Origin of the sequence: Micromonospora sp. LH3U1, from assembly GCF_028475105.1 — a bacterium.
In the GTDB taxonomy this organism is placed as follows: domain Bacteria; phylum Actinomycetota; class Actinomycetes; order Mycobacteriales; family Micromonosporaceae; genus Micromonospora.
This window is the reverse complement of record NZ_CP116936.1, coordinates 519,348-535,809: the sequence shown is the minus strand read 5'-3', so window position 1 is coordinate 535,809 and position 16,462 is coordinate 519,348. Positions and strand designations below refer to the sequence as shown.

Genomic DNA, 16,462 nt, shown 5'->3' with positions numbered 1-16,462 from the left:
ACCGGTCGGGCAGGATGGGCCCGTGGCGGATGCGGTGGTCTTCGACCTGGACGGCGTGATCGTGGATTCCGAGCCGGTGTGGGAGGAGGTCCGCCGGGCGTACGTGGCGGCGCACGGCGGGACGTGGCAACCGGACACGCAACGGCGGCTGATGGGGATGAGCACCGGCGAGTGGGCCGACTACCTCAGCGGCGAGCTGGGCGTCGGCCGCACCGCTGAGCAGGTCGCCGGTGAGGTCGTCGAGGAGATGACCCGGCGCTACCGGGACCACGTACCGCTGATCGACGGCGCCGACCGGGTCGTCCGCCGGCTGGCCGCGCGGTGGCCGTTGGGGTTGGCCAGTTCGTCGCCGACCCGGCTCATCGAGGCGGCGCTGGCCGCCACCGGCCTGACCGACGCGTTCGGCGCGACTCTCTCCACCGAGCAGACCGAGCGGGGCAAGCCCGCGCCGGACGTGTACCTGAGCGTCGCGCAGCGCCTCGGCGTCGACCCGGTCCGGTGCGTGGCCGTGGAGGACTCGTCCAACGGGGTGCGCTCCGCCGCCGCGGCGGGGATGCGGGTGGTGGCGGTGCCGCACGGGTCGTACCCTCTCGACCCGGACGCCGCCCGGCTGGCCGTGGTGACGCTGGACGCGATCGGTGAGCTGACCCCCGAGCTGGTGGACGACCTGGGTTGACGGAGGCTGAGCGGGGTACGGCAGCCAGCGGTGCTCGACCCGGGTGCCGCGCGCCGGACGGGTGAGGAGACCACGCATGAAAGCCATCGTGTACGAGCGCACCGGCGACCCTTCGGTGCTGGATCTGGTCGACCGGACGGTGCCGGAGCCGGGGGCGGGCGAGGTCCTGGTCCGGATGGCGGTCGCGGGGGTGAACCCGACCGACTGGAAGTCCCGCCGCAGCTCGCCACCGAAAAGCTGGCAGATCCCCGGGCAGGACGGCGCGGGGGTGGTGGAGGCGGTCGGCGAGGGGGTCGGCCGTGAGCTGATCGGCGAGCGCGTCTGGATCTGGGAGGCCGCCTGGCAGCGGCCGTGGGGCACCGCAGCGGAGTACACGCTGGTGCCGGTCCGGCAGGCGGTACGCCTCGGCGACGCCTCGTTCGAGCTGGGGGCCGCCCTGGGCATTCCGTTCCTCACCGCGCACCGCTGTCTGACGGCTGGCGAGTTCATGCCGGACGCGCTGCGCGCCGGTGCGCTGGCGGACCACACCGTGCTGGTGCAGGGCGGGGCGGGCGCGGTCGGCAACGCGGCGATCCAGCTCGCCCGATGGGCTGACGCCACGGTGATCGCCACGGTGAGCAGCCCGGAGAAGGCGCAGCTCGCGGCGGCGGCCGGCGCATCCTTCGTCATCAACTACCGGGAGCAGGACGTGGTCGAGGAGGTCCGCAAGATCGCTCCCGACGGCGTGCACACGATCGTGGAGGTCTCCCCCGCCCGCAACGCCGCGATCGACGCACAGGTGCTGCGGCACGGCGGCGCGGTCTGCATGTACGCCGACGACGGCGGGGGCGAGGTGACCATCCCGATCCGGCCGATGATGGTGCCGAACGCGCGTTGGCAGTTCGTGCTGGTCTACACGGAGCCGAAGGCGGCCAAGGCGCAGGGCGTGATCGACGTGGCGGCGGCGGCCAACCAGGGTGGCATCCGCGTCGGCGCGGATGCCGGCCTGCCGCTGCACTACTACCCCCTGGCCGAGACGGCTGCGGCGCACCAGGCGGTGGAGGACTCGACAGTGGGCAAGGTGCTCATCACCACCAGCGACGCCTGATCGGGTCGCTGACCACCCTATTTTCCCGTCATCAGGACAGAGGCGAACAAATTTCGCAACAATGACGGTGCGGGTCACCCCGCGTGGAACGGGCGGCCCCGGCGCGGTGCGAACGCCGGGGCCGCCCCTGGGGAGGAATGTTCAGGAGTACCCCCGCCCCAACAGGCGAGAGTGCCGGGGAAAACGTTACGGGGCTGTCAGCTCTCGGACAGTCAGCTCGCCCCCGGCGTACTGCGAACGGACGACCTTCTTGTCGAACTTGCCCACGCTGGTCTTCGGCACCGTATCGATGAACGCCCAGCGCTCGGGCAACTGCCAGCGAGCCACCGAGCCGGCCAGGAAGTCCCGCAGCTCCTCGGCGGTCACCGAGGCGCCCTCCCGGACCACCACGGTGGCCAGCGGTCGCTCGTCCCACCGCTCGTCCGGCACACCCACCACGCACGCCTCCAGCACCGCCGGGTGGGCCATCAGCGCGTTCTCCAGCTCCACCGACGAAATCCACTCACCCCCGGACTTGATCACGTCCTTGGCGCGGTCGGTCAGCACGATGTATCCGTCCGGCGAGAGGGTGCCCACGTCGCCGGTGCGCAGCCAGCCGTCGCGGAACTTCTCCTCCTCCGGGGTGTCGTCACCGACGTACCGGGCGGTCACCCACGGCCCACGGACCTCCAACTCGCCCACGGCCTTGCCGTCGGCGGGCAATGGCTCGCCCGACGGCCCGACGATCCGCGCCTGCACGCCCGCCGGCACCCGCCCCTGGGTGTAGCGGTAGCGCCACGCCTGCTCGCCGGTCGCACCTGCGGGCGGCCGCGAGACCGACCCCAGTGGGGACATCTCGGTCATCCCCCAGGCGTGGATGACGTCGATCCCGCGCCGCTCGTCGAACGCGTGCATCAGCGCCGGTGGGCAGGCCGAGCCGCCGACGATCACCTCGGTGAGCGAGGAGGTGTCGACGTCGTGGCTGTCCAGGTAGGCCAGCAGGTCGGTCCAGATGGTCGGCACCGCGCCGGCCAGGGTGGGCCGCTCGGCGGCGATCATCTCGGCGATCGGCGCGGCCTGGAGGAACCGGTCCGGCATGATCAGCGACGCGCCAGAGAGGAAGGCCGCGTACGGCAGACCCCACGACATGGCGTGGAACATCGGCACGATCGCCAGCTCCCGGTCGGTCGGCGCGAGACCGAAACCCTCGGGCATGCAGACCTGCAACGAGTGCAGGTAGATCGACCGGTGCGAGTAGGCCACGCCCTTCGGGTTGCCGGTGGTGCCCGACGTGTAGCAGAGCGCCGCGGCGTCGCGCTCGTCCACCTCGGGCCAGTCGTACGTGTCGGGCCGGTCGGCGAGCAGCGCGTCCCAATGGTGCACGGTGATCCGGTCCCCGGCCGCCGCCACCAGAGGTGCCGGGTCGCCGCCACCGACCACCACCACGTGCCGCACGGTGGTCAGCTCGCCGATCACCCGGGCCAGCAGCGGGATGAGCGTGCTGTCGACCAGCACCACCCGGTCCTCGGCGTGGTTGGCAATGTAGACGACCTGGTCGGGAAAGAGCCGGATGTTGAGCGTGTGCAGCACCGCGCCCATGCTCGGCACCGCGAAGTAGGCGACCAGGTGCTCGTTGTTGTTCCACATGAAGGTGGCGACCCGCTCGTCGCCGGTCACCCCACACTCGTCGCGCAGCGCGTGTGCCAGCCGGGCGGCGGCGCGGCCCACCTCGGCGTACGTCATTCGGCGGGGTTCGGCGCCGGTCCAGGTGACCACCTCGGCCGTCCCGTGCACTCCTGCGCCGTGGTCGAGGATCCGGGAGATCTGCAGAGGGGCGTCCATCATCGTGCTACGCATGGGTAACAAGCTAGTGTCGCCGGTCACACGTTGGGAACCCCCGTAAGTTGTCGCAGGTGAGCATCTCCTGGGCCGACTCGTACGTGGGGCAGTTACGCGCGCTCGCCGGGAACCGGACGCTGATGTTCGTGGGGGCCCGTGCCGTGGTCAGCGACAACGCCGGACGCATCCTGCTGATTCAACGCTCGGACAACGGCCAGTGGGCCATGCCGGCCGGGGCGATGGAGTTGGGCGAGTCGATCGCCGACTGCGCGGTACGCGAGGTCCGCGAGGAGACCGGCCTGCGCGCGCTGCGGGTCTGCGCGTTCGCCCTCTACACCGGCCCGGACCGGACCAGCACCAACATGTACGGGCACACCTACCAGGTCTTCACGACGGCGTTCAAGGTGGAGGAGTGGGACGGGCAGCTGACCCGGGTCACCGACGAGACCACCGACGCCGGCTTCTTCCCTCGCGACCGGTTCCCCGCCCCGCTCTCCGCCTCGGTCAATGAGACCTTGGCCGACCTGGACGTCTTCGAGCAGACCAACCGGCTCATCCTGAAGTAGGACCGGGCCCGGTCCGACGGCTGAGCGGCGGACCGGGCGACCGGGTCACTGCGGCAGGCGGAGCCCGGCGAAGAAGCCGTCCTGGATCCAGTTCGGGTACGCGACCGGCAGCTTGGTGGCCTCGTCCAGCTCGGTGAGATCCTGCGCGGTCAGGGTGAGGTCCGAGGCGGCGATGTTGTCGACCAACTGCTCGTGCTTGCGGGCACCGACGATCACGCTGGTCACGGCCGGTCGGGACAGCAACCAGGCGACCGCCACCCGGGCCGGGCTCACCTCGTGCCGCTCGGCGACACCCTTGAGCACGTCGACCACCGCGAAGGCGTGCTCCGGGTCCATTGGCGTGAAGCTGGCGTAACCGGGCTGGGCGCTGCGCGCGCCACTGTCGGCGACGGCGCCGCCCCGGCCCACCTTGCCGGAGAGGAAGCCACCGGCGAGAGGGCTCCACACGGTCAGCCCGACGCCCTCGTCGAGCGCCATCGGCACCACGTCGCGCTCCACGTCGCGGCCCAGCAGGGAGTAGTACTCCTGCACCGAGACGAAGCCGGCCAGCTTCTCGCGGGCAGAGATGCCCAGCGCCTTGGACATCTGCCAGGCGGCGAAGTTGGCGGCGCCGATGTAGCGGACCTTGCCCTGCCGGACCGCGTCGTCCAGCGCCCGCAGCATCTCCTCCATCGGGGTGATCTGGTCGAAGTTGTGGATCTGGTACAGGTCGATGTGATCGGTGCCCAGCCGGCGCAGGCTGTCCTCCAGGTTCTGCATGATGTGCAGCCGGGAGGTGCCCACGTCGTTCGGGCCGGGGCCGGTCCGCGAGTGCACCTTGGTGGCCAGCACGACGTCGCGACGCCGCTTGCCGAGCGCCTGGCCGAGCAGTTCCTCGCTCTCGCCGTCGCTGTAGCCGTCGGCGGTGTCGATGAAGTTGACCCCCGCGTCCAGCGCGGTGTCCACCATTCGCTGCACGTCGGGCAGCGCCAGCCCGCCGAGGGTGCCCCAGAGCGGGTGGCCGCTGCCACCGAAGGTCATCGCGCCGAGCGAGATCTCCGAGACGTACACCCCGGTGGTGCCCAGCAGTCGGTACTTCACGTGTGTTGCTCCTCGTGGTGGGTCGGAGGCCGAGGTCAGGCACTCCGTGGTCACTATGTCGGACACTGTGTCCGGCAACGAGCGTACGTCGCCCACCCGACCCCCGGCCACCTAGGATTCCGGCTATGCCCTCGATCACCCGCCGCCGTCCCCGCAACCCCGATGGGCGAGCCGCCGTCGAAGCGCGGGTGCTGGCGGCCACCGAGCGGCTCCTGCAGGAGGGGGTCCGCTTCACCGACCTCGGCGTGCAGCGGATCGCCGCCGAGGCCGGGGTGGCCCGGTCGACCTTCTACACCCACTTCCGGGACAAGAGCGAGCTGCTCATGCGCCTCGCCGGCACCATGCGGGAGAGCTCCTTCGGCCGCACCGGCGACTGGGACCCGGGCGGCCCCGGCAACCCGCTCGCGGCGCTCACCGAGGTCTTCGCCGACGTGATCCGGATCTACCGGACGTACGCCCCGGTGCTGGCAGCGATCAGCGAGGTCGCCGCGTACGACGAGACGGTCCGGGAGTACTGGGCGGCAGGGCTGGAGCAGTTCGTGGCGCGCACGGTCGAGGTGCTCCGCGTCGAACAGAAGGCCGGACGTACCCCGGCGAGCCTCGACGCGGAGACCGCGAGCCGGCTGATCGTGTCCGGCGGCGAACGCTTCCTCGCCGACCACGTCAGTGCGACCTCGGCCGACCCCGACACCGACGCGGCAGCCGCCCGGGAGTTGGCCGCGACCTGGTGGTACGGCGCCTACCGCCGCCCCGTCTGACCAACGGCCCACTCAGATCATCGTCTGGGACTTGGCCTCCATGTCGGCGGCCGCTTCCTCCTTGGATTCGCGGGTCAGCGGCTTGCCGCCCGGTGCCGGGGCCTCCCCGCCGAGCGGGTCCGCACCGCCGGTGGCGCCCTGCGGGCCGGCACCCCGCAGCTTCGCGTTCGGCAGCGTCAGGGTGACCACCACCGCCACGATCGCGATCAGGCCGGCGGTCAGGAAGACCATGTCCAGCGCGTCGACGAAGGCGCCCTGGATGGCCGCGCGTACCGGCCCCGGCAGGGCCAGGATGGTGGCCGGATCGTTGATCGAGATGTTCGTGCCGCCGCTCGCCGCCACCGCGGCCTGCTCCTGCGGCGGAAGCTGTGCGATCGCGCCGGGCAGCCGGTCCCCCAATCCGCTGCTCAGCCGGGACGAGAGCACCGTGCCGAGAATCGCCACCCCGAACGAACCGCCCAGCGACCGGAAGAAGGTCGCCGAGGAGGTGCCGGCCCCCAGGTCGCGTACGGAGACCGCGTTCTGCACCGCCAGGATCAGCGACTGCATACACAGGCCCAGCCCCACGCCGATCACCACCATGTACCCGAACGCCACCCAGAGCGAGGTGCCCACCTCCAGCTGGGTGAACAGGAACATGCCGATCAAGAGGGTCACCGAGCCGGCCACCGGGAACCACTTGTACCGGCCGATGCGGGTCATCGCGCGGCCGGTCAGGATCGAGGTGATGATGATGCCAGCCATCATCGGCAACATCAGCAGACCACTGCGGGTCGGCGAGGCACCCTTGACGATCTGCAGGTAGAGCGGGATGAAGATGATCGAACCGAACATCACCAGACCGATGATGAGAAGTGCCGAGTTGGCCAGCGCGAAGGTGGCGCTACGGAACAGCCGCAGCGGCAGGATCGGCTCGGCGACCCGGGCCTCCTGAAGCACGAAGAGCACCCCCAGCACCACACCGGCGACGAACAGCCCGATGATCACGCCGGAGCCCCAGGCGTACTCGTTGCCGCCCCAGCTCAGCGCGAGCAGCAGGGAGCTGACCCCGGCGACCAGCAGGCCGGCACCGAGCCAGTCGATCGAGTGGTCCCGGCGCTCGAACGGGATCAGCCGCATCACGTGGTAGCAGACCACGATGGCCAGGATCGCCAGCGGCACGTTGATGTAGAAGATCCACCGCCAGTCGGTCTCCGCGAAGTAACCACCGACCAGCGGCCCGGCCACCGAAGAGATCCCGAAGACCGCGCCGAACAGACCCTGGTAGCGACCACGCTCCCGAGGTGACACCACGTCCGAGATGATGGTGAACGCGAGCGTCAGCAGACCACCGGCCCCGAGGCCCTGGATGCCCCGGGTGATGATCAGCTGGGTCATGTTCTGCGACAGCCCGGCCAGCAACGACCCGACCAGGAACGTGCCGATCGAGAAGAGGAAGACGGGTCGGCGCCCGTACAGGTCGGCCATCTTGCCGTAGAGCGGCGTCGACGCGGTCGAGGCGAGCAGGTACGCGGTGACCACCCACGAGTAGTGGTTGATCCCGCCCAGCTCGCCAACGATGGTCGGCAGCGCCGTACCGACGATGGTCTGGTCGAGTGCGGCCAACAGCATGCCGGTCATCAGGCCGATCATGAGCAGCCGGATCTGCTGACGATTCAGCACCGGCGCGTCAGAGGCTTCCGTGGTCATGTGCCCTTCTATCCCGCAGGCCGCAGAACATGCGCCCAACCGCCCCCTCTCCGGCGTTGATCATGAAGTTATTGCCACGACACGCCGGGCGGGATGGCAACAACTTCATGATCAACGGGGCTGAGGCGGGGTGGGGTCGCGGTCGGCGGGCAGGTTTGGCCTGGGGGGCGCTGGGGACCCGGGGAGGCATGGCAGGAGCAGCAGCGGAACAGCGCCGGCTCGCCACCGTCGTGGAGAGCTGGCTCGGACGCCCAGTCCTGATCGTCGGAGACGCCATGCTGGACGAATGGCGGTTCGCCGACTCCGACCGGCTCTGCCGGGAGGCGCCCGCCCCGGTCCTCACCCTGCGCCGACGGATCTCCGCCGCCGGTGGGGCCGCGAACACCGCGGTCAACGTCGCCACCCTCGGCGGCCGGGCGGTGCTGGTGGCACCGGTCGGCGCGGACGTGGCCGGCGACGAACTGCACGACTGTCTGGACCGCGCCGGCGTCTGGGACCGTACGGTCAACCAGCCCGGACGGCCCACCCCCGTGAAGCGGCGAATGTTGGCCGGCAACCAGATCCTGCTGCGCGAAGACTCCGGCGACCCGGACGACGCACTCGACCCGGAGGGCGTGACCCGGCTGCTCACCGCCCTGGACTGCGCCACCGAGGAGCTGCGCGCCGCCGCCGGTGGTGAGGCGCCGACCCTGGTGGTCTGCGACTACGGCCTGGGCGCGCTGCCCGCGCCGGTTCGCGCGTGGCTGGTCGAGCAACGCGAGCGGTACGCCACGGTCGCGCTGGACGCCCACGACCTGGCCGACTGGCGGGGCCTCGCGCCGACCGTGGTCACCCCGAGCTTCGCCGAGGCGACCCGCCTGCTGGCCCGGGCTGGCGGCACGACCACCCGACCGACGGCTGGAACCGAACTGCACCTGGAGCACCTCGACGGTGACCCGGCCGACGGGCCGTCCGAACTGACCGTCGGTGCCGCGCCAGGCGGGGTACGCGCCGACGACAGCGCCGCCGAGCCGACCCTGGAGCCGCCACGGGCCGGTCGCCCCGGGCCGGTCGGTGAGCCCACTCCGGGTGAGAGTCGGGTGGCCCTCACCGGCGACGGGCTCAGCGTCACCGGCACCGGCGTCACCGTGAACACCCAGGCCGGGGAGGGCGTCGACCGGGCCGTCCTGGCCGAGTCGCGCCTGGCCGAGTTGCGCGCGCACACCGGCGCGGACGTGGTCGCGGTGACCCTGGACACCGACGGCGCGGTGGTCGGCGGCGCCGACGGGGAGCCGCGACGCAGCCACAGCATCCCGGTCCCGGCGAGCCACGCCGTGGGCGCCGGCGACGCGTACCTGGCGGCGATGACGTTGGCCCTGGCCGCCGACGCACCCCTACCCACCGCCGCCCAGCTCGCCCAGTTGGCGGCGACCATCACCGTCTCCGACACCGGCACCTGTGTGTGCCGACGGGAGGATCTGCTCACCGCTCTCAACCAGCCGAACGAGACCACGAGCCATCCCGCCCTGGTCGGCGGCGACGAGTTGGACGCGATCGTCGCCGAGTACCGCGAGGCGGGGCGGTCGGTGGTCTTCACCAACGGCTGCTTCGACGTGCTGCACCGGGGGCACGTGCGTTACCTGGAGCAGGCCCGCGCCTTGGGCGACCTGCTCATCGTGGCCGTCAACTCGGACGACAGCGTCCGAAGGCTCAAGGGTCCGGACCGGCCGGTCAACCCGGTCGAGGACCGGGGTGCCCTGCTCGCCGCGCTCGCCTGTGTGGACCATGTGGTGGTCTTCGAGGAGGACTCGCCCACCGCGCTGATCGAGGCGGTCCGGCCGGACACCTACGTGAAGGGCGGGGACTATCCGCCGGAGCTGGTGCCGGAGGCGCCGCTGGTGCGCCGGCTGGGCGGCCAGGTGCGCACCCTGGGGTACGTGCCGGACCGGTCCACCTCGGCGATCATCGAGCGGATCCGGTCACACAGCCAGGACCGGGAGCCCGACCCGTCGGCGTACGCCAAGGATCGGGAGCCCGACCCGTCGCTGCGCACCCGCACCCAGGCGTCGTGAACCGCCCCCTCGACCTCGGCACCCCGGAAGGCTTCCGCACCGACCGGCTGGTCGACGTGCTGATTCCGACCCGGAACCGGCCCGCCGAGCTGGCGGTCACCCTGGGCGGGCTCGCGGCTCAGGACGGGGTGCCCGGCTTCGGGGTGGTCGTCAGCGACCAGTCCGACGGGGATCCGGCGTACGCGCATCCCGCCGCGGCCACCATGGTCCGGGCACTGCGCCACCGGGGTCACCCGGTGCTGCTGACCCGCCGGCTACCCCGACGAGGGTTGGCGGAACACCGGGCGTACCTGCTCGCGGCCTCGGCCGCCCGGTACGTCCTCAGCCTCGACGACGACATCTGGCTGGAGCCGGGGGCGTTGCACCGGCTGGTCACGGCGATCGGTGAGCTGGGCTGCGGGTTCGTCGGCAACGGCGTGCACGGGCTGTCGTACGCCGACGACGTGCGGCCGGAATCGCACGGGCACTACGAGGAGTGGATCGGCCCGCCCACACCGGAGCGGATCCGGCCCGGCACCCCGGAGTGGAACCGCGCTCGGATCCACTCGGCGGCCAACCTGCTGCACATCACCGAGCACCTGGCGCTGCCGCCCGGTGCGTGGCGGGCGTACAAGGTCTCCTGGATCGGCGGGTGTGTGCTCTACGACCGGGCCAAGCTCGTCGACGCCGGTGGCTTCGACTTCTGGCGTCGGGTGCAGGAGAAGCACCAGGGCGAGGACGTGGCCGCGCAGCTCGCGATGTTGGCCCGGTACGGCGGGGCGGGAATCGTGCCCAGCGGCGCGTACCACCTGGAGTCCCCCACCACGGTCACCGACCGGGACGTGGAGGCGTGGGAGGTCGTCCTCGCCGACGAGGACACCCCGCAGCCGGCCTGAGCGCCGTCACTACGGGCTGAGCAACTCCTGGGCGGCTTCCAGCACCTCGATCACCGGTACGTCGGTGACGAACGAATCCCGGTGGGGGCACTCGCCGTCGCCGGGCCGGTGCGGATAGATGCCCGGTGTGCAATCCACCCCGCAGACCGGGCAGTGCACCGTCCAGGAGCAGATCGGCCGGTGCCGACCACGCAACGGATTCGCCGTGTTGATCAGGTTGCCGACCCAGAAGATGCCCACCGTCGGCGCACCGACCGCCGCGGCCAGATGCAGCGGGCCGGTGTCGTTGGAGACGACAAGCGCGCAGTCGGCGTAGCAGCCCACCAGCCCACCGAGGCTGAGCGTGCCCACCTGCGGCCGGACCGGCACCCCCGCCGCGGCGACCACCCGGTCCACCACCTCCTGCTCGGAGGGCGTGCCGGTGACCAGCACCTCGTAGCCGTCGCCGTGCAGCTCACGGGCCACCTCGGCGAAGCGCTCGGCGGGCCAGCGGCGGCGTGTGTCGCTGGCCCCCGGATGCAGCGCCACCCGGGGCGGCCCGCCGGACCGAGCACCTGGGCCGCCTCGGCCCGGTCGGCGTCGGTCACCGCCAGCGTCGGCACGATGGTGGTCGCCGGCGCTCCCACCAGCGCCACCACCTCCAGGTAGCGGATCACCTCGTGCTGGTAGTAGACGTACCGGAGCCACCGGTCCAGCGGCGGCGCGTCCTCGGCGCGCAGGCCGACGGTCACCCGGGCGCCGAGGCGACTGATCAGCGGGTTGGAGTTGGCGCCACCGCCGTGGATCTGCACCGCCAGGTCGAACCCCGCACCGCTGGCAACGGCCAGGAAGTCGTCCATCGACGACTCCGCCTCGCCCGGGTCGGGCGTACGGATGCCGGGCGCCGGCGGGATCACCAGCACCCGGTCCACCGGGCCGGGCCGGTCGCGCCAGAGCTTCGCGTGCCACGGCGCGCCGAGCAGCACGATCTCCGCCGAGGGGTACGCGGCCCGCAACGCGTCCAGCGCCGGCAGCGCGAAGATGAAATCGCCAAGCGCGTTGGCGCGCAGCACCGCGATCCGCTGCACGTCGGGAAGGCGCTCAGCGGCCGGGCCGAGCACGGACGGGGTGGCCACCCAGCCCGCTAGCGGCGGTCGGTATCGCCGACGGTGTCCGGGCGGTGCAACTCCCGGTCCGCGGCGGGATCGGCCGGCATCGGCGTACCAGTGGAGAGGTCGCCGGAACGCGGCCCGGTGCGGCCCACGGTGATGGTGCGCGGCGCGGGCCGGGTCGCCCGGGGCAACCGGACCCGGAGCAGGCCATGGTCCATGACCGCGTCGATGCCCTCCGGGTCGACCCGCGACGGCAGGTTGACGCGGTACTCGAAGCCGCGGGTCTCGAAACCGCCGGGGATGCCCTGGTCGGCGTTGACCTCCGCCTCGGAGCGGGCCCGCACGCACAGCTCGCGGTCGTCCAACTCGACCGCCACCTCCTCCGGTGCCACCCCGGGCAGCCGGACGACGACCTCCCAGCCGTCCGAAGTCTCGGTCAACTCGACGTCCGACGCCCCGGCCCGACCACCGACCAGGCGGCTCAGCTCGGAGCGCAGCGACTGCAACTCCCCCATCGGGTCCCAGCCCTGCTGCCGGCCTCCCCGCCATCCCCGGCCGAGACCGCCGGTCTGCTGCTCGCTCATCGCGCCTCTCCGGTCCGGTTGGTGGCCGCCTGCGGCCGCAGTGAGCTGGGCGCGTCCAGGCCGGCGTCGCGGTCGACGCCCACACCGAGCCGGTCGACCAACTCGCCGCCGAGCCAGGCGCTGATGCCGAGGATCGCCACCGCGACCACCTCGACGACGAGCAACGCGCCGCCAGCGGCGCGGGAGTCGGCGTTGAGCCGGACGACCCAGATCGCGGCGAAGAGCAGGATCACCGCGAGGTTGGCCCCGGCGTGCAGCAGGCCCACCCGCTTGGCGCGGGTGCCCGTCGGGATCGCCAGCAGGTCGAACGAGCCGGCCACCGCGGCCAGCAGGCCGCCGATCAGGCCGACCGTGATGTTCCAGTACGCGACCTCGCCGAGGAGGTCGGGGCCGCCGACGGTGTCCACCACGTCGAACAGCACCGCGGTGAACAGCAGTGCGACCGGGAACATGACCAGCATCGGATGGACTGGGTGGCCCAGTATCTTGAGTCGGCTCTCCATCTCCCGGCCTCCACTGGTCGGCGTCCTGCGGAACGGTCACGTGCGGCGGGCGCGATCGGTGAGGCCGTACCCCCGGCGACCCGGCACAAACCTCGCGCTGGTCACGGCGGCCTAGGCTGACGAATGGTGGCGCCCGCAACGGGTCAACGGCTGAGGGAGGACCAACGTGACGGTGGAGATCACCTCGCACGAGGAGTTGCGCGAGTTGCTCGGCGTGCCGAACGCGCGGGCCGCCAACAAGGAACGCCCCCGCCTGCACGAGCGGGACCGCGACTGGCTCGGCGCATCGCCGTTCTGCCTGATGGCCACGGCCGGCGCGGACGGCAGCTGCGACGTCTCACCCAAGGGCGACCCGGCCGGCTTCACCCTGGTGCTGGACGACACGACCATCGCGCTGCCCGAGCGGCCAGGCAACAAGCGGGCCGACGGCTACCGCAACATCCTCGACAACCCGCACATCGGGTTGCTCTTCATGATCCCCGGCCGGACCGACACCCTGCGGATCAACGGGCGAGCCCGACTGGTGAGCGACGCGCCCTGGTTCGACGACATGGTGGTGAAGGGTCACCGACCGGTGCTCGCCGTGGTGGTGGAGATCGAGCAGATCTTCTACCACTGTGCGAAGGCGTTCCTCCGGTCCGCGCTGTGGCAACCGGAGACCTGGCAGCCCGACGCGCTGCCGTCCCGAGCACGCCTGATCAAGGAGGTCGAGGCGCCGGTGGAGAGCCTCGACGACCTGGAACGGCACTACGGCCCGGAGTACGCCAAGAAGATCTACGTCTGACTCCGGCGGTCCCCGTGCCTAGGCGGGCCGGTTCGGGGTCGCTGGATTCCTTCCACGATGACGTCGGTCAGGCCGACAACCAACCGGCCGGGTTGCCGAACGATTCCCGGGAGATGCCGGAGCCGGTCTCCGGCCAGGAGCCGAACCGGTCGTTGTGCAGGTGCGCGAAGAAGTAACACATGCTCTCGCAGTCGGCGTCCGGCAGAGCCATGGCGGGATCGGCGCGGACCGCCTCGTAGTAAGCCCGGCCGAGGGCGACGATGAAACCTCGGCAATAGAGGAAGCCGTCGTCCGACCCGTCGGTCACCTCGTGGATGTCCTCCCGATCGATGTCGTGCAGCTTGCGCTCCACCACCCGGTCGAGGTCGGTCAACTCCTGCCCGGTCAGCTCGGCGGTCAGGTGCCCGAGGCGATCCAGGAAGGCGTCCAGCCAGGCGTCGATCGCATAGGACGGGCCGTCTTCGTCGTGGCCGTCGTCGTCGGCGGGGTCGCGCTCGACGAGGGCCTGCCGCAGCGCCAAGGGCTCGGCGCCCAACTCGGCCCACGCCGACTCGATGAGCGCCCACAGCCGGGCCTCGTCGGCGGGGGTGGGCAACGTCCCAGGGGCATCGATGGTCACGATCACCGCCAGACCGTATCCAGCACCACCGACACTCTCCGACCGCTCGCCGGACCGGCAGGTCAACCGTTGTCGGCCCTCTGCCACCCCTGATAACCTAAACCGCGAACGCTGTTAGCAGTATTCGACCCGAATGAGGTACTGATGGCGGAGGACGCACGTCCCGTCTGGGTACTCGGCGGCGGAGGAGTGGCTGGCATCGCCTGGGAGGTGGGCATCCTCGCCGGGCTCGCGGACGAGGGAGTGACCGTGGCTCCGGCGGCGGTCCTCATCGGCACAAGTTCCGGTGCCGTCGTGGGTGCCCAGATCGCCAGCGGGACGCCACTGGCGGAGCTCTTCGAACGCCAGCGCCGAGGCGTCGCCCACGAGACCTCGGCCGCGCTGGGCTTCCTCGACCTCCTCCGGCTCGCGCGGGCGCAACTGTTCACTCGCGGCCCGGAGCAAGCCGCCCGCCGCCTCGGTCAACTCGCTCTCGCCTCGCGCATCGACGACCCGTCGCGGCAGCGCCGGATAGCTGAGGCCCGACTGCCGGACCACACCTGGAAAGACGCCGACCTCCGCATCGTCGTCGTCGACACCGAGTCGGGCGTCAGCCGCATCATCACCAGACACGACGGCGTACCCCTCCCGGATGCCGTCGCCGCGAGTTGCGCCATGCCGATCTCCGCCGCTCCGGTCACCATCGAAGGTCGCCGTTACATGGATGGGGGCATGCGGTCGACCCTCAATCTCGATCTCGCCCCCGGAAACGGCCCGGTGATCGCCCTCGCACCGAGCACCGCCGCCATCGGACCGTGGGCACGCATCGGGAAGCAGCGAGCCGCACTGGGCGAGGGTCGCCGGGTGGAAATCCTGCTGCGGGACCCGGCCTCGAAGCGAGCACAGGGGACGAGCGTGATGGACAGATCCGTAGTGCCCGCACTCGTGGCCGCCGCCCGGGACCAGGGTCGGCGCGAGGCATCACGCGTGGCCGCCGCACTTTCGACGAGCAGCGATTCATAGGCTCCCGGCCGCTCAACGACACGCAGAACACCCAGGTCATGATCGGCGATCAGGCGCGTGACGGCACTACGGCCCGGAGTACGCGAAGAAGATCTACGTCTGATCCCACCGAGATCGGGCCGCTACTCGGCGGACACCATCCACAGGTGACCGTCGGGGTCGGCGAAGGTGCCCGCGTACCCCCAGGGTTGTGCTGTCGGCTCGGTGACCACCTCGGCACCGGCGGCGCGGGCGCGCTCGACTATCGCGTCCGCCTCGGCCGGAGAGGCGACGCCGAGGCTGAGCAGGCACTCGCTCTGGCCGCGCGCGGCGACCTCGTGCGGGCCGATCACCCAGCCGAAGCCGCCGGTCGGGATGAGCATCAGCCGAAGCCCGACGTTGACCACAAACTGCAACGGCTCCGGAATCCCGTCGTCGGCCAACTCCCCTACCGTCTCCAGGCCGAGGCCGTCGCGATAGAAGCGGTACGAGGTCGGCCGGTCGGCGATGGGCAGACTGATGATCACAGGCGCGAACGGCATGAACAGACTCTCCAGCATTTCGGGGGGCGCGGTCACAGCATTGCCCGGTCCTCGGCCAGCGGTTCAGGTCTACCAGAGATTGTCGATCATCACGTTGTTAATCCGACTGTCGGCCAGCTGACCAATACGTGGATCTACATGCGAACCGCAGCACACTGGAGACGCCGTGAGCGAGGGGGAAAGCAAGCATGTCAGATGGGGATCCGATCATGCTGGCACGGGTCGACTTTGCCTGGCGATGCCACAGTGCACAGGAAAGCTGGACCGCAAAGGTCGACACGAAGGCTTCCATCTTGCTGACGGCCGACCTGATTGGAGTCGCTGCCCTGCTGGCTCGACTATCCAACCCGATGTCCGATTCGCCCAGTTGGCACCGGATCACGGACGGCGCAGCAATCGCACTCGTGGGTTTTGCAGTTATCACCACGATCGCCGTCATCTTCCCACTGCTCGGCACGCGTACGTCTGCCGCCACCCCGGGGACAATCTACTTCGGTCACCTGCGCAGGCGCGACCCCGAGGACGTGGCACAGCAACTCCTCGGCGCCACGCTCATTAATCAAATTGATCAACTGTCCAGGCAACTGGTCGCGATGGCACGAGTCAACTGGATCAAGCACCGTCTCTTGCAGGCGGGGCTGGTCCTTTCGGTAGCCGGCTATGCGATCGCGGGCCTGTCCGTAATCTTGTGAAGCCACCCGGTCGGGCATGTTGCGCAGTGGGCTGGTCACGTACCGTCGATACGATCGTCCTGAGTC

At 70.9% G+C, this 16,462-nt stretch carries 16 protein-coding genes and 1 pseudogene; 9 read left to right on the top strand and 8 right to left on the bottom strand.

Going from position 1 to position 16,462, the window contains the following annotated elements; all coding sequences use genetic code 11:
• The first annotated feature begins 22 nt into the window (after positions 1 to 22).
• Both PCA76_RS02475 and PCA76_RS02470 read left to right on the top strand, forming a co-directional pair.
• A complete protein-coding gene (locus tag PCA76_RS02475) occupies positions 23 to 676 on the top strand; it encodes an HAD family hydrolase (RefSeq protein WP_272614976.1) in 654 nt (217 codons plus the stop codon).
• 76 nt (positions 677 to 752) lie between these two features.
• Positions 753 to 1,763, top strand: a complete 1,011-nt coding sequence (locus PCA76_RS02470; RefSeq protein ID WP_272614975.1) for an NADPH:quinone reductase — start codon at positions 753 to 755, stop codon at positions 1,761 to 1,763.
• Between the two features lie 186 nt (positions 1,764 to 1,949).
• Here the strand turns inward: PCA76_RS02470 and PCA76_RS02465 are convergent, their stop codons facing one another.
• Complete coding sequence (locus tag PCA76_RS02465) at positions 1,950 to 3,584, bottom strand: fatty acid--CoA ligase (RefSeq protein WP_272619138.1); 1,635 nt, start codon at positions 3,582 to 3,584, stop codon at positions 1,950 to 1,952.
• A gap of 71 nt (positions 3,585 to 3,655) precedes the next feature.
• Between PCA76_RS02465 and PCA76_RS02460 the strand changes: the two genes are divergently transcribed.
• Positions 3,656 to 4,147 carry an NUDIX domain-containing protein gene (locus tag PCA76_RS02460; RefSeq protein WP_272614973.1) on the top strand — a complete coding sequence of 164 codons (492 nt, stop codon included), beginning with the start codon at positions 3,656 to 3,658 and terminating at the stop codon, positions 4,145 to 4,147.
• Positions 4,148 to 4,192: 45 nt separating this feature from the next.
• On the opposite strand, the gene PCA76_RS02455 is transcribed toward PCA76_RS02460, so the two are convergent.
• Positions 4,193 to 5,227 (bottom strand): aldo/keto reductase, encoded by a 1,035-nt coding sequence (locus PCA76_RS02455; protein ID WP_272614972.1) that lies wholly within the window; start codon positions 5,225 to 5,227, stop codon positions 4,193 to 4,195.
• Between the two features lie 125 nt (positions 5,228 to 5,352).
• Here PCA76_RS02455 and PCA76_RS02450 point away from each other — a divergent pair, with 125 nt between their 5' ends.
• Positions 5,353 to 5,985 (top strand): TetR/AcrR family transcriptional regulator, encoded by a 633-nt coding sequence (locus tag PCA76_RS02450; RefSeq protein ID WP_272614971.1) that lies wholly within the window; start codon positions 5,353 to 5,355, stop codon positions 5,983 to 5,985.
• A 12-nt stretch (positions 5,986 to 5,997) separates the two neighbouring features.
• Here PCA76_RS02450 and PCA76_RS02445 read toward each other — a convergent pair whose 3' ends face one another.
• Positions 5,998 to 7,674, bottom strand: a complete 1,677-nt coding sequence (locus PCA76_RS02445; RefSeq protein WP_272614970.1) for an MDR family MFS transporter — start codon at positions 7,672 to 7,674, stop codon at positions 5,998 to 6,000.
• A gap of 188 nt (positions 7,675 to 7,862) precedes the next feature.
• On the opposite strand from PCA76_RS02445, the gene rfaE2 reads away from it, so the two are divergent.
• Positions 7,863 to 9,725, top strand: coding sequence for a D-glycero-beta-D-manno-heptose 1-phosphate adenylyltransferase (gene rfaE2 / locus PCA76_RS02440; protein WP_272614968.1), 1,863 nt, complete (start codon positions 7,863 to 7,865; stop codon positions 9,723 to 9,725).
• Entirely contained in the window at positions 9,722 to 10,600 is an 879-nt protein-coding gene (locus tag PCA76_RS02435) for a glycosyltransferase family 2 protein (RefSeq protein ID WP_272614967.1), read from the top strand. The genes rfaE2 and PCA76_RS02435 overlap by 4 nt, the downstream gene beginning before the upstream one ends.
• Positions 10,601 to 10,609: 9 nt before the next feature.
• Here PCA76_RS02435 and PCA76_RS02430 read toward each other — a convergent pair.
• The 3 genes and pseudogenes from PCA76_RS02430 to PCA76_RS02420 form a co-directional block, all read right to left on the bottom strand.
• A pseudogene (locus tag PCA76_RS02430) lies at positions 10,610 to 11,715 on the bottom strand (glycosyltransferase family 9 protein).
• An 8-nt stretch (positions 11,716 to 11,723) separates the two neighbouring features.
• Positions 11,724 to 12,275, bottom strand: coding sequence for an Hsp20/alpha crystallin family protein (locus PCA76_RS02425; RefSeq protein WP_272614966.1), 552 nt, complete (start codon positions 12,273 to 12,275; stop codon positions 11,724 to 11,726).
• Positions 12,272 to 12,778 carry a DUF2231 domain-containing protein gene (locus PCA76_RS02420; protein ID WP_272614964.1) on the bottom strand — a complete coding sequence of 169 codons (507 nt, stop codon included), beginning with the start codon at positions 12,776 to 12,778 and terminating at the stop codon, positions 12,272 to 12,274. The genes PCA76_RS02425 and PCA76_RS02420 overlap by 4 nt, the downstream gene beginning before the upstream one ends.
• A 166-nt stretch (positions 12,779 to 12,944) precedes the next feature.
• Here PCA76_RS02420 and PCA76_RS02415 point away from each other — a divergent pair, with 166 nt between their 5' ends.
• Positions 12,945 to 13,562, top strand: coding sequence for a pyridoxamine 5'-phosphate oxidase family protein (locus tag PCA76_RS02415; protein WP_272614963.1), 618 nt, complete (start codon positions 12,945 to 12,947; stop codon positions 13,560 to 13,562).
• A 67-nt stretch (positions 13,563 to 13,629) separates the two neighbouring features.
• Here PCA76_RS02415 and PCA76_RS02410 read toward each other — a convergent pair whose 3' ends face one another.
• Entirely contained in the window at positions 13,630 to 14,187 is a 558-nt protein-coding gene (locus PCA76_RS02410) for a DUF4240 domain-containing protein (RefSeq protein ID WP_272614962.1), read from the bottom strand.
• Positions 14,188 to 14,325: 138 nt separating this feature from the next.
• Between PCA76_RS02410 and PCA76_RS02405 the strand changes: the two genes are divergently transcribed.
• Complete coding sequence (locus tag PCA76_RS02405; protein ID WP_272614961.1) at positions 14,326 to 15,183, top strand: patatin-like phospholipase family protein; 858 nt, start codon at positions 14,326 to 14,328, stop codon at positions 15,181 to 15,183.
• Between the two features lie 122 nt (positions 15,184 to 15,305).
• Here the strand turns inward: PCA76_RS02405 and PCA76_RS02400 are convergent, their stop codons facing one another.
• Positions 15,306 to 15,704, bottom strand: a complete 399-nt coding sequence (locus PCA76_RS02400; protein ID WP_272614958.1) for a VOC family protein — start codon at positions 15,702 to 15,704, stop codon at positions 15,306 to 15,308.
• A gap of 209 nt (positions 15,705 to 15,913) precedes the next feature.
• Here PCA76_RS02400 and PCA76_RS02395 point away from each other — a divergent pair, with 209 nt between their 5' ends.
• Positions 15,914 to 16,396 carry a Pycsar system effector family protein gene (locus PCA76_RS02395; protein ID WP_272614957.1) on the top strand — a complete coding sequence of 161 codons (483 nt, stop codon included), beginning with the start codon at positions 15,914 to 15,916 and terminating at the stop codon, positions 16,394 to 16,396.
• Positions 16,397 to 16,462 lie beyond the last annotated feature (66 nt).

Coding starts and splice junctions, on each gene's coding strand:
- PCA76_RS02470 (WP_272614975.1), top strand. CDS start 753: ATGAAAGCCATCGTGTACGAGCGCACCGGCGACCCTTCGGTGCTGGAT.
- PCA76_RS02465 (WP_272619138.1), bottom strand. CDS start 3,584: ATGGACGCCCCTCTGCAGATCTCCCGGATCCTCGACCACGGCGCAGGA.
- PCA76_RS02450 (WP_272614971.1), top strand. CDS start 5,353: ATGCCCTCGATCACCCGCCGCCGTCCCCGCAACCCCGATGGGCGAGCC.
- PCA76_RS02445 (WP_272614970.1), bottom strand. CDS start 7,674: ATGACCACGGAAGCCTCTGACGCGCCGGTGCTGAATCGTCAGCAGATC.
- rfaE2 (WP_272614968.1), top strand. CDS start 7,863: ATGGCAGGAGCAGCAGCGGAACAGCGCCGGCTCGCCACCGTCGTGGAG.
- PCA76_RS02425 (WP_272614966.1), bottom strand. CDS start 12,275: ATGAGCGAGCAGCAGACCGGCGGTCTCGGCCGGGGATGGCGGGGAGGC.
- PCA76_RS02420 (WP_272614964.1), bottom strand. CDS start 12,778: ATGGAGAGCCGACTCAAGATACTGGGCCACCCAGTCCATCCGATGCTG.
- PCA76_RS02405 (WP_272614961.1), top strand. CDS start 14,326: ATGGCGGAGGACGCACGTCCCGTCTGGGTACTCGGCGGCGGAGGAGTG.
- PCA76_RS02400 (WP_272614958.1), bottom strand. CDS start 15,704: ATGCCGTTCGCGCCTGTGATCATCAGTCTGCCCATCGCCGACCGGCCG.
- PCA76_RS02395 (WP_272614957.1), top strand. CDS start 15,914: ATGCTGGCACGGGTCGACTTTGCCTGGCGATGCCACAGTGCACAGGAA.